Source organism: Sphingomonas sp. STIS6.2 (assembly GCF_000732685.2).
GTDB lineage: Bacteria > Pseudomonadota > Alphaproteobacteria > Sphingomonadales > Sphingomonadaceae > Sphingomonas > Sphingomonas aerolata.
Window position 1 is genome coordinate 16,333 of record NZ_JPDP02000024.1, and the last position, 12,153, is coordinate 28,485.

The 12,153-nt window shown below is 65.3% G+C and carries 10 protein-coding genes; 5 read left to right on the forward strand and 5 right to left on the reverse strand.

Translation table 11 applies throughout. The annotated features are described in order from the left end of the window. Positions 1 to 89 precede the first annotated feature (89 nt). The 3 genes from sphst_RS03870 to queF all read right to left on the reverse strand — a co-directional run bounded on the left by sphst_RS03870 (position 90) and on the right by queF (position 4,307). Entirely contained in the window at positions 90 to 1,373 is a 1,284-nt protein-coding gene (locus sphst_RS03870; RefSeq protein ID WP_031440075.1) for a glycoside hydrolase family 130 protein, read from the reverse strand. A gap of 52 nt (positions 1,374 to 1,425) precedes the next feature. After that, positions 1,426 to 3,696 carry a glycosyltransferase family 4 protein gene (locus sphst_RS03875; protein WP_031393527.1) on the reverse strand — a complete coding sequence of 757 codons (2,271 nt, stop codon included), beginning with the start codon at positions 3,694 to 3,696 and terminating at the stop codon, positions 1,426 to 1,428. Between the two features lie 152 nt (positions 3,697 to 3,848). Next, entirely contained in the window at positions 3,849 to 4,307 is a 459-nt protein-coding gene (queF, locus tag sphst_RS03880) for a preQ(1) synthase (RefSeq protein WP_037527914.1), read from the reverse strand. Positions 4,308 to 4,327: 20 nt separating this feature from the next. Between queF and sphst_RS03885 the strand changes: the two genes are divergently transcribed. Beyond that, the gene (locus sphst_RS03885; RefSeq protein ID WP_031393107.1) at positions 4,328 to 5,866 is read left to right on the forward strand and encodes a cryptochrome/photolyase family protein; all 1,539 of its coding nucleotides are present in this window, start codon (positions 4,328 to 4,330) and stop codon (positions 5,864 to 5,866) included. 52 nt (positions 5,867 to 5,918) lie between these two features. After that, on the forward strand, positions 5,919 to 7,079 hold the full coding sequence (locus sphst_RS03890; protein ID WP_107045193.1) for an alpha-hydroxy-acid oxidizing protein: 1,161 nt from the start codon (positions 5,919 to 5,921) through the stop codon (positions 7,077 to 7,079). Here sphst_RS03890 and sphst_RS03895 read toward each other — a convergent pair. After that, complete coding sequence (locus sphst_RS03895) at positions 7,076 to 7,576, reverse strand: DNA-deoxyinosine glycosylase (protein ID WP_107045195.1); 501 nt, start codon at positions 7,574 to 7,576, stop codon at positions 7,076 to 7,078. The two genes, sphst_RS03890 and sphst_RS03895, sit on opposite strands and share 4 nt — an antisense overlap. 57 nt (positions 7,577 to 7,633) lie before the next feature. Here sphst_RS03895 and sphst_RS03900 point away from each other — a divergent pair, with 57 nt between their 5' ends. Further along, complete coding sequence (locus sphst_RS03900) at positions 7,634 to 9,685, forward strand: S9 family peptidase (RefSeq protein WP_107045196.1); 2,052 nt, start codon at positions 7,634 to 7,636, stop codon at positions 9,683 to 9,685. 113 nt (positions 9,686 to 9,798) lie between these two features. On the opposite strand, the gene sphst_RS03905 is transcribed toward sphst_RS03900, so the two are convergent. Further along, positions 9,799 to 10,734 (reverse strand): DUF808 domain-containing protein, encoded by a 936-nt coding sequence (locus sphst_RS03905; protein ID WP_031395057.1) that lies wholly within the window; start codon positions 10,732 to 10,734, stop codon positions 9,799 to 9,801. A gap of 149 nt (positions 10,735 to 10,883) precedes the next feature. Between sphst_RS03905 and sphst_RS03910 the strand changes: the two genes are divergently transcribed. Together sphst_RS03910 and sphst_RS03915 are read left to right on the forward strand one after the other, a co-directional pair. Next, positions 10,884 to 11,894: an adenosine deaminase gene (locus tag sphst_RS03910; RefSeq protein ID WP_107045197.1), complete on the forward strand. Its 1,011-nt coding sequence runs from the start codon at positions 10,884 to 10,886 to the stop codon at positions 11,892 to 11,894. Beyond that, positions 11,891 to 12,153, forward strand: a 263-nt coding sequence (locus sphst_RS03915) for a bile acid:sodium symporter (RefSeq protein ID WP_234387314.1), incomplete at its 3' end; no start/stop codon positions are given. The genes sphst_RS03910 and sphst_RS03915, both read left to right, overlap by 4 nt.

Genomic DNA, 12,153 nt, shown 5'->3' on the forward strand with positions numbered 1-12,153 from the left:
AGTTGGGAAGGTCGACGTTACGGAGCGCGGTCCGTCATTATCTCCGTATCCCAACTGGGCCCCGGCCTTCGCCGGGGTTGTAGGGGGGCTCACTTCATCGCGGCGAGCATGTCCGTGATCTTGACGAAGGCGAAGCCGATCGAGCTGTCCGCGATGCCGTAAGGCAGGAACAGCGCATCGCCATGGCGCAGCGCGCCGCAGCTGTAGACGACGTTGGGGACATAGCCCTCGCGGTCCTGATCCTTGGCGGCGAGGATCGGCTGCTGCGTGCGGCCGATCACCTTCGAGGGGTCGTCCTTGTCGAGCAGCACTGCACCGATCGAATATTTGCGCATCGCGCCGACGCCGTGCGTGAGCAGCAGCCAGCCCTCGTCGAGTTCGATCGGCGGGCCGCAATTGCCGATCTGGACGAGCTCCCATGGATAGAGCGGCGTCAGGATCTTCTCGCCGTCGTCCCAGTCGGTCAGCGTGTCCGACTTCAGCAGGAACAGGTTTTCGCCATCCTGCCGGCCGATCATCATATACTGGCCGTTCACCTTGCGCGGGAACAGCGCCATGCCCTTGTTGCGCGCGGCGGGCCCAGTCATCGGGACGAGATCGAACGCGCGGAAATCGCGCGTCCGCATCAGTTCGGACTGGATGACCGAGCCGTTATAGGCGGTGTAGGTGCCGATCCATTCATAGTCGCCATTGTCATGCTGGAAGCGGACGATGCGCAGATCCTCTAGCCCCTTCGACTGCGCCTGGGTGATCGGGAAGATCACGGTGCCGCTGAGCGTGCTGTCGCGGTGGCGATAGACGGTGACGGGGCCCTGCGGCATCTCGTCTTCGCCGCTGCCGACCGCGTCGGTCGCGGTCGCAAAAGGCGGCTCGGGCGCTAGCTTCATCAGGTTCTGGTCGGTGATGATGCCTTCGCGGAAAGCGACCGACGAGATGTGACCTTCGCCGACCGCGCGCATCGACATCAGGATGCGCAGGCTGCCCGGCGGCATGCCCGACTGGTCGAAATGCGGCACCGCGCTGGGGTTCATCAGCGCGGCGGCGGCATAGCTGTATTCATGACAGAAATAGGCGCCGATCAGCTGGCGCTTCTCGTCACCGATATCCGCGCCGTTAAGCCCGAGCATGTCCTCGATCTGGTCGTAGCGCGTCATGAACACGCGCCGCGTCTGCCAGTGCCGCGCCTCGAAATCCTTCAGCACCACCTCGAGCTGGATTCGCGCCTCGGCGCTCGTCATCTCGAGGACTTCGCCGACCAGTCGCTCGGTACGACTGGGAGCACCGGCATTGCCGGCCCAGGCGATATGAAAGGGCCGGACGACGACCCGTGACGGGTCGGCGTGCAACCGCAGCTGGTGGGTAAACAGGTCCATCGTGCTTATGCCTCGCGTGCCGTTCCACCTTGGGACGCCGACGCTAGCGAGGCTATGCGACGACGCGCGAGGCTCCTGCCACGCTTTGGGCTGTGTTTGATACCCCCGAAATCGCACAATTGGCCAATTGCAGCGCCAAAATCGACTCTGCACCCTGGTTGCGGTTCAATCCCGTCGGCATCAATCCATCGAAACAGCCGCCATCGGCGATGCTTGCGAGCGGCAGATTGAGGTCATTCCCGCCCAGGAACCAGCGATAGGCGCGCTCGGCCTCGTCACGCCAGCGCAGGTCGCCGGTAGCCTCGAACGCCGCCATGCAGGCATCAACGGTGGCCTGTGCCTCCAGCGGCTGCTGGTCGAACTGCAGCGGATCCTCATAGGAGCGTCCGAAGCTTTCCGTACCCACTGCGCGGAAGCGACCCTCGGGCGAGGTCTGCTTGGCGACGATCCATTCGAGTGTCGCCAGACCGCAATCGATCAGGTCCTGGCGGCCGAGCGCCTGGCCCGCACGGATGAGCGCCTGTGGCAGGCGCGCATTGTCATAGGCCAGAACGATCTCGAACCACTGCCATTCGGGACGTCGCGTCTTCTCGAGCAGTGCCAGATGGACATCGGGGAACTTTGCCAGGATCGACAGCGAGAGCTGATGCCCGGGGCTGGCCTCGAGCATCGCCGCCGCGCCGAGCATCGCAAAGGCCTGAGCGCGCAGGCTGCCGAGCTCGAGTGCACAGGATGCGGTCGAGTCATACATCGCCGTCGCCCAGTCGCGATGCTTGGCCAGCTGCGCATCGCGTGCGGTGATGCCGAGCGCCCAGACGGTGCGACCGTTCGAATCCTCGGACCCGACATCCTCGCACCAAGTTCGGTCGAAGCTCATGAAGTTGCGGAAGCGACGCTCGTCGGGGTTCCAGGCATATTGCACGAACGACGCATAGATCGTCGTCCACTTGTCGCGCTGGACCTCATCCATGTCCGGCATCGCGCTCATCAGCATGAGCGCACGGCAATTGTCGTCGATGCAATAGCCATGCCGGCGATCGGGGATCGAGTAGATCGAATGCTGGAGCATGCCCGTCGAATCACTCATCCGTTCGACGGCCGCGAAGTCAGGCGCAAGCGGCTTCAACGGGGGCGAAGGTTTTGCCAGACGAAAAGGGCGTGCCGCGACCACCGCGCGGATCTCTGCCATCGATGTTTCGGCAAGCTGTGGCCAGATCATCGTACGACCGCGCGCATAGGCGCGTTCGGCCAGGCGATGGCGGTCGCGATCACTCGACAGCAGCATGTCGATCTCGCGCGCAAAGGCAGCGACATCGCCGAACGGGACAAGGACGCCATGCCCATCGGCGAGGATTTCCGTCGCATGGACGTACGGGGTCGAGATGACGGGCTTGCCGACGCCGATCGCATAGCTGAGCGTGCCCGAGGTGATCTGCGCCGGGTTGGTGTAGGGCGTCACATAGATATCGGCTGCCTGCAGATAGCTCAGCAGCTCATCATGTTCGACAAACGCGTCGATGAAGGCGACATTGCCCGCCACGCCACGAGCTTCGGTCAGCGCCTTGAGACGATCACGATACGCCTCGCCCTGATGCGCGACGAGATTGGGGTGCGTCGCGCCGAGCACGACGTAGAGCAGATTGGGATGGCGTTCGATGACCGCGGGCAGCGCCTCGATCACTGTTTCGATACCCTTGTTCGGCGCGAGCAGCCCGAAGGTCAGCACGACCTTGCGGCCTTCCCAGCCGAATTGCGCCTTCAGCGTGTCGGGTTCGACAAGGTCACGATCGGGCACGCCGTGCGGGATCATCACAATCTGCCGCGGGCTGGCGCCATAAACGCGCTGGAGGATGTCGCGGCCACGCTCCGCCATAACGATGACGCGCGCGGCACGGCGCAACAGGCCCTCCATGACGCGGCGTTCGTCGGGATTGGGGCGTTCGAGGATCGTGTGCAACGCAACGACGACCGGCAGCGTCGTGCGGTCGAGCAGCGCGAGCAGATAGTCCCCGGCCGGGCCACCGTAGATGCCGTATTCGTGCTGAACCCAGATTGCCTGGGCTCCGCTCGCATCGATCTTGCGTGCGGCATCCAGATAGGCGGTCAGATCGGTTTCGGGGATCGTTCCAACGACTTCCGGCGGATACTCGTACAGGCCAGGATGATCATCCATCGCATAGACGTCGACCGCGACCTCGGGAAAGCGCGCCCGCATCGCCGTGAACACATCCGTCGTATAGGTCGCGATACCGCACCGCCTCGGCAAAAAATTGCCGATGAGTGCCAGCCGCGTGATCTTGGTCCCGTCCGCCGGTAACGCCATACCCTGTCCTTTGTCTGAGCGCGCATAACGGGCTAACCCGGCATCGCGCTCACCCCCAACGGCTGACAAGGTATGAAAGTTGCATTAATATTGCACTGCAACACACGCTTTGATATTAAACTTTATCAATCTTGCTGCATTCGGCGACGGCGTCAGCCACGCCCGCGATACGGGGCGACGCCCTGATCGGGGAGCCAGAGATCGGCGGGGGGTGCGGACGACTGCCAGAAGACGTCGATCGGGATCCCGCCGCGCGGATACCAATAGCCGCCGATCCGCAGCCAGACCGGCTTCATTTCGTCGAACAGCCGCTCGCCGATGCCGACCGTGCAGTCCTCGTGGAAGCCGGCATGGTTGCGAAAGCTGCCCAGGAACAGTTTGAGCGACTTGGATTCGACGATCGTCTCGCCGGGGACATAATCGATGACGAGATGCGCGAAGTCGGGCTGGCCGGTAACCGGGCAGAGCGAGGTGAATTCGGGCACCGCGAACCGCACCAGATAGGTCCGGCCGACGCGCGGGTTGGGCACGTAATCGAGCACGGCCTCTTCGGGCGAGGCGGGGAGGGCGCTGTTCTGGCCCAGATATAACGGGTTTGTAGGAGCGGTCATGGTCCGCCATGTAGGATGCGATGCGCTCCAAGAAAACCACGCTCGTGCCGATCCTCGGCGACCAGCTCTCGCTGCAGATCGCCTCGCTCAACGGGGCCGACCCGGCGGCGACGATCGTGCTGATGATGGAGGTCGCCGACGAGACGACCTATGTCCGCCACCATCGCCGCAAGATCGCCTATATCCTGTCGGCGATGCGGCATCACGCCGAGGCACTGCGCGAGGCGGGCTGGACCGTCGACTACGTCACGCTCGACGATCCGGAGTCGACCGGCAGCTTCACCGGCGAGGTCGCGCGCGCGATCGGGCGGCATCATCCGGCGCGAATCATCGTCACCGAAGCGGGCGAGTGGCGCGTTGCGGGGATGCTGGAGGCGTGGGAAACGCTGTTCGGCCTGCCGGTCGAAATCCGCGCCGATGACCGTTTCCTCGCCAGCCATGCCGAGTTCGAGGCCTGGGCGGAGGGGCGCAAGCAGTTGCGGATGGAGTATTTCTACCGCGAGATGCGCCGCCGCACCGGGTTGCTGATGGACGGCGACAAGCCCGAGGGGGGCGAGTGGAATTACGATGCGGATAATCGCAAGCCCGCCAAGGCCGACCTGCTGATGCCGCGCCCGCTCTCCTTTGCCCCCGATGCGATCACGACCGAGGTGCTCGCGATGGTCGCGGCGCGGTTCGGCGAGCATCCAGGCAGCCTCGATGCCTTCGACTTCGCGACGACGCGCGAGGACGCGCTGAAGCAGCAGCGGCATTTCCTGAAGCACGCGCTGCCGCGGTTCGGGGATTATCAGGATGCGATGCTGACCGACCAGCCGTTCCTGTGGCACGCGGTGCTGTCGCCCTATATCAATTCGGGGCTGCTCGATCCGGTCGACCTGTGTCGCGCGGTCGAGGCGGAATATGCCGCCGGGCGCGTGCCGCTCAACTGCGCCGAAGGGTTCATCCGCCAGATCATCGGCTGGCGCGAATATATGCGCGGCATCTATTGGCGCGAGGGGCCGGAGTATGTCGAGCGCAACTTCCTGGATGCTAGGCGCGACCTGCCGGGCTTTTACTGGACCGGCGAGACCGACATGCACTGCCTCGCGCAAGCGATTGGGCAGACGCTCGACCATGCCTATGCGCACCATATCCAGCGGCTGATGGTGACGGGCAATTTCGCGCTGCTGATCGGCGCGGACCCGAAGCAGGTCCATGAATGGTATCTGGAGGTCTATGCCGATGCGTATGAATGGGTCGAGCTGCCCAATACGCTGGGGATGAGCCAGTTCGCCGATGGTGGCCTGCTCGGGTCGAAGCCCTATGCGGCGTCGGGCGCGTACATCAACCGGATGTCGGATTATTGCGGGCATTGCCGCTATGATGTGAAGCAGCGCGTCGGGGAAAATGCGTGTCCGTTCAATGCGCTGTACTGGGATTTCCTGGTGCGCAACGCGGAGAAGCTCGATCGCAATCCACGACTGGCGATGCCGTATCGCAACTGGGCGAAGATGAAACCGGCGGACCAAGACGCGACGCTGGCGCAGGCAAAGGAATTTCTGGCGCGGCTCGACGGCTGAGCGCTACATTCGCCGTCAGGACGGGTGTAACGCCGTCGATAGGAGCAGGCGGATGCCGCATTTCGGCGATTACCAGAACGCGATCTACAACGCCGGTCTGAGCGGCGTGATCCCGAAGCTCCCGGTCGATTACGCGACGCTCGAACAGCGCGCGAGCGCAACGATGCCGCCATCGGTGCTGGGCTATGTCCAGGGCGGCTGCGGCGACGAATTCACGCAAAACAACAATGCCGACGCGTTCCGGCATTGGGGCATGACGCCGCGGATGATGGTCGATTGCAGCAAGCGGGACCTGTCGGTCGAGCTGTTCGGGATGCGCCTGCCGAGCCCGGTCTTCATGGCGCCGGTCGGGGTGATCGGGATCTGCACGCAGGACGGTCACGGCGATCTCGCCGCCGCGCGCGCCTCGGCCGAGACGGGGGTGCCGTTGATGGCGTCGACGCTGTCGAACGATCCGCTCGAAAGCGTGGCGGGTGCGCTGGGCGATACCCCCGGGTTTTTCCAGCTCTATACACCAAAGGACAAGGCACTGGCCGAGAGCCTGGTGCGCCGCGCCGAGGCGGCGGGGTATAAGGGGATCGTCGTCACGCTCGACACCTGGGTGACGGGATGGCGGCCGCGCGACCTGAACGTCGCGAACTTCCCGCAGCTGCGCGGCGCGGTGCTGATGAACTATTTCTCCGATCCCGTCTTTCGCGCGATGCTCGCCAAACCGCCCGAGGAGGATGGTGCGGCGGCGGTGCGGCAATGGGCAGGCGTGTTCGGCAAGGTGCTGACCTGGGACGACATGGCGTGGCTGCGCTCGCTGACCACGCTGCCGCTGATCCTGAAGGGGATCTGCCATCCCGACGACGCACGCCGCGCGATCGATGCAGGAGCGGATGCGATCTATTGTTCGAACCATGGCGGGCGCCAGGCCAATGGCGGGATCGCGGCGATCGACATGCTGCCGGATGTGGTCGCCGCAGCGGGCGACGTGCCCGTGCTGTTCGATTCAGGGATCCGGTCGGGCAGCGACGTGGTGAAGGCGATCGCGCTCGGCGCGCGTGCCGTGGGCGTCGGGCGGCCCTATGCGTATGGCCTCGCGCTCGATGGGGCGGCGGGGGCGGCGCATGTGTTGCGGTGCCTGCTGGCGGAGGCGGATCTGCTGATGGCGGTGAATGGCTGGCCGACGATCGCCGATGTGCGTGCGGCGGGCGCGGTGCGGATCTAGCGCGACACGGCAAGGAAGGGGGCGAGCGCGTCCCAAGCAGGCTGCTTGGCGGCGCGGCCGATCGTGTGGAGCGGGCTGCTCGACGGCAGCGCGACGATCTGCGGGCCGAGCGTTCCGAGCCCCTGTCTGAGGCCGAACTTCAACGCGGTGGCGCCGTTGAACGCGATCGCGCGGAGTTCCGGAAGGCGCGTTACCAGGTCGGCGACCGCATTGTCCTGCGCATCGAGGATCGCGGCATCGGTGCTGCCGGCGCGGCGTGCCGAGCCGATCACGTCCCACAGCGCGACGCGCGCATCGCGCAACGCGACCAGCCGGTCGTCATAGGCCAGCGCGACCAGATCGCGCGCGACGACCCCCGACATCAGCGCCCAGAACTGGTTCTGCGGATGCGCATAATAGCGAGCTTCGGCAAGCGAACGGTCGCCGGGCAGGCTGCCGAGGACGAGCAGCCGCGCATCGGCGGCGGCCACGGGCGGGAAGGAGGATTTGCGCGTCATCGTGCGCGACGACGTGGCGATTGCGCGCGATCGTGCAAGCATTCTATGCAGACGCGCATGAAGATCCTGCTGTCCGCAAGCCTCGCCGTGCTCGCTCTTGCAAGCGCCCCTGCCACCGCCCGCCAGCTGACCATCGACGATGTCGTCAAGCTGTCGCGCGTGTCCTCGCCCGCCGTGTCGAAGGACGGCCGCTGGCTGGTGTGGGAACAGCGCGAGACCGATCTCGCCGCCGATCGCGGGCGGTTCGACCTGTGGCGGCTCGACCTGACGCGCAAGGGTGCGAAACCCGAGCCGCTGATCGCCGAAGCCGATGTGAACGAGACCGGCGCGCAATTCTCCGCCGATGGCGCAACCGTCTATTACCAGTCGGACAAGGGCGGCAGCGACGCGGTCTGGTCGATCGGGATCGCTGGCGGCACGCCGCGCAAGCTGACGAGCTTCGAGGGCGGCTTTGGCGGGTTCAAGGTCGCACCGACCGGCGACAAGCTGGTGATCTGGGCCGATCGCAAGCCCGGCGCGCCGAGCCTTGCGCCCGCGATCGTCAAGAAGGACCCGAATGCCGGGGCGGGGCGGACCTATGACCAGCTGTTCGTGCGGCACTGGGACACATGGTCGAACGGCGACCGGTCGCAGCTGTTCGTGCTGCCGCTGACGGCCGCGGGCGCGCAGGGAGACGGCGTCGCGGTGACTGGCGGTCTGATCGGCGATGCGCCGTCCAAGCCGTTCGGCGGCGGCGAGGAAGTGTCGTGGAGCGCGGACGGCCGGACGCTGTATTTCGCACTGCGTGAGGCGGGGCGGATCGAAGCGACCTCGACCAATCTCGACATCTTCTCGGTCCCCGCGGACGGTTCCGCAGCGCCGGTCAACCTGACGGCGGCGAACACCGGCATGGACAATCTGCCGACGGTGTCGCCCGATGGCCGCACGCTCGCCTGGTTCGCGATGGCGCGCGCGGGGTTCGAGGCGGATCGCCAGGTGCTTATGACGCGCGATCTGGCCAGCGGCCAGGTGCGCGCGGTAACGCAGGGCTGGGATCGCTCGGTTGCGTCGATCGCGTGGAGCCCCGACAGCAAACGGATCTACGTCACCGCCGACGACACGCAGGAGACGCCGGTGTTCGCGGTCGATCCTGCCACGGGCGCAGTGACGCGACTGACGCAGGAGGGCCATGTCGGCGCGGTCGTGCCGACGCCCAGGGGCGTGGTCGTCGCGATCAGCAGCCTGACCGCGCCCGACGACTTCTATGCGCTGGCGGTGAAGGGCACGCGGATGCCGAAGCCGGAGCGGCTGACCTCGGTCAACGCGACAAAGCTCGCGGGCATCGACATGCCGACCGTCACGCGGTTCAACTTCAAGGGCGCGAACGAAGACACCGTCTGGGGTTATGCGGTGAAGCCGTATGGCACCACGGGCAAGGTCCCGGTCGCCTATATGGTGCACGGCGGACCGCAGGGGTCGAGCAACAACAGCTGGTCCTATCGCTGGAACCCGGCGGTGTTCGCGGGTGCGGGCTACGGGCTGGTCGCGGTCGATTTCCACGGGTCGACGGGGTATGGCCAGGCCTTCACCGACGCGATCAGCAACAATTGGGGCGGCTGGCCGCTCGAGGATCTGCAAAAGGGGCTGGCGGCGGCGACCGCCAAATTCGGCTGGCTCGACGGCGACCGTGCCTGCGCGCTCGGCGCGTCCTATGGCGGCTATATGATGAACTGGATCGAGGGGAAGTGGCCCGACCGGTTCAAGTGCATCGTCCAGCATGACGGCGTCTTCGATGCGCGTGCGATGGCGTACGAGACCGAAGAGCTGTGGTTCGACGAGTGGGAGCATGGCGGGAAGACCTATTACGAGGATCCTGCCGCGTTCGAGAAATGGAACCCGGTCAACTACGTCGCCAACTGGAAGACGCCGATGCTGGTGATCACCGGCGAGAAAGATTTCCGCATTCCCTATACGCAGGGGCTCGCGAGCTTCACCGCGTTGCAGCGGCGGGGGATTCCGTCACGGTTGCTGGTCAACCCGAACGAGAATCACTGGGTGCTGAAGCCGAAGAACAGCCTGCAATGGTATGGCGAGGTGATCGGCTGGATGGACAAGTGGACGGCGAAATAGGGATCCGCTGATCCTTCCCCGTCATCCTGACGAAAGTCAGGATCCAGAGCCACGAACGTCAGTGCCCGTTACCCTGGGTCCTGACTTTCGTCAGGATGACGTATGGGGGTGGCTCAGTGCGCCTTGGGCTTCTTCACCGCGTGGAGGCCAAGTGCGATCGCGCCACCGAGGATGAGGCCGACGACGCCCGACAGTGCGGCGTTGACCACCCAGTTCACCACGCCCTTGGCGACCGGCACCGCGGCGGCGGCGCCCGCGGCGGCATCGTGAATGAAGTGCGGGATCGTCGTCAGTCCGAAATCCTCGATCCCGTGGACGATGATCTGTCCGCCGACCCAGACCATCGCCGCAGTGCCGACCACCGACAGCACCGACATGACGACGGGCATGCCCTTGACCAGGCCGCGGCCGAACGCTTGCACGGCCGGGCTTTTCCGCTCGGTCAGATGCAGGCCGATATCGTCCATCTTCACGATCAGCGCGACGACGCCGTAGACGAGGATCGTGATCGCGACGCCGACCAGTGCAAGCACGATCGCCTGTTCCCAGATCGGTTCGGCGGCAACGTCCGACAGCGCGATCACCATGATCTCCGCCGACAAAATGAAGTCGGTGCGGATCGCGCCAGAGACCTTCTGGTCCTCGAGCGTCTTCGGATCGATCGGGGCGGTGGCTTCGGCTTCGGCATGGCCGCCGCCGAGCGCCTCGAGGATCTTTTCCGCGCCCTCGAAGCACAGATAGGTGCCGCCGATCATCAACAGCGGGGTCAGCGCCCAGGGTGCGAACGCGCTCAGCGCGAGGGCGGCGGGGAGGATGAAGAGCAGCTTGTTGCGGAACGAACCAAGCGCGATCTTGCCGATCATCGGCAATTCGCGCTTGGGCGAGAACCCGACCATGTAGCGCGGCGTGACCGCGGCATCGTCGACCACCACGCCGATCGCCTTGCTGCCCGCCTTGCCGGTCGCAGCACCGATATCGTCGAGGCTGGCCGCGGCCAGCTTGGTGATCCCGGCAATGTCGTCGAGCAGTGCGACCAGTCCTGTGGGCATCGATGGGTCCTTCGCGTGATCGGTAAGAGGCGGCAATAGCCGGTCCGCGGTAACGTGACAGCGATGTCATGCAACGGGTTTCGACCTTGCGCAAAGTGCGTGACGCGCGGAATGGTTGCGCGGTGACGCACATCACGACGGGATCGAGCATGACAGACGACTTCATCACCAACCTGCCCAAGGCCGAACTGCATCTGCATATCGAGGGCAGCCTCGAGCCCGAGCTGATGTTCGCGCTCGCCGAGCGCAACAAGGTCGCGATTCCGTTCAAGAGCGTCGAGGACGTGCGCGCGGCCTACAGCTTCACCAACCTCCAGACCTTTCTCGACATCTATTATGCGGGCGCGGCCGTGCTGCAGACCGAGGAGGATTTCCACGATCTGGCGCTCGCCTATTTCGATCGGGTCGCCCAGGACGGCGTGGTCCATGCCGAGATCTTCTTCGATCCGCAGACGCACACGCATCGCGGCATCCCGTTCGACGTCGTCGCCAACGGCCTGTTCGCCGGGATCGATGCCGCGCGGGCGAAGCACGGGATGAGCATCGGCCTGATCATGAGCTATCTGCGGCATCTCGACGAGGAAGATGCGTTCAGGACGTTCGAACAGGCCGAGCCCTGGCTCGACCAGATGATCGGCGTCGGGCTCGATTCGTCCGAGATGGGGCATCCGCCGTCGAAGTTCGCGCGCGTGTTCGAAGCATCGGCGGAAGCCGGGCTGCTGCTGTGCGCGCATGCCGGCGAGGAGGGCCCGCCCGCCTATATCCACGAGGCGCTCGACATCCTGCGCGTCGACCGGATCGATCACGGCAACCGTGCGCTCGAGGATCCGGTACTGGTCGCGCGACTGGCCCGCGAAGCGATGACGCTGACCGTGTGCCCGTTGTCGAACGTTGGGTTGCGCAACGTCGACCGGATCGAGGACCATCCGATCGACAGGATGCTCGATCTCGGCCTGCGTGCGACGATCCATTCGGACGACCCGGCCTATTTCGGCGGCTATATCGGCGAGAACTACCGCCAGACCGCGCGGGCGCGCAATTTGTCGCGCGGGCAGATCGTGACGCTGGCGCGCAACAGCTTCCTCGGCAGCTTCCTCGATGACGAGGCGATCGCCGGGCATCTGGCGACCCTCGAGGCCTATGTGACCGCGCATCCGTGATCCGGCGCTTTCTATCGATCTTCGAGCCGTTCATCCTGATGCTGCTCGGCACCGTCGTGCTGGCGAGCCTGTTGCCGGCGCGGGGACAGGCGGCGACGATCGTCGGCTATGTCGCCGACGTCGCGATCTTCCTGCTGTTCTTCCTGCACGGCGCAAAGTTGTCGCGTGCTGCGATCTGGGACGGGCTGCGCAACTGGCCGCTCCACCTCGCTGTGCTGGGGGTGACGTTTGTCGCCTTTCCCGCGCTCGGGCTCGGGCT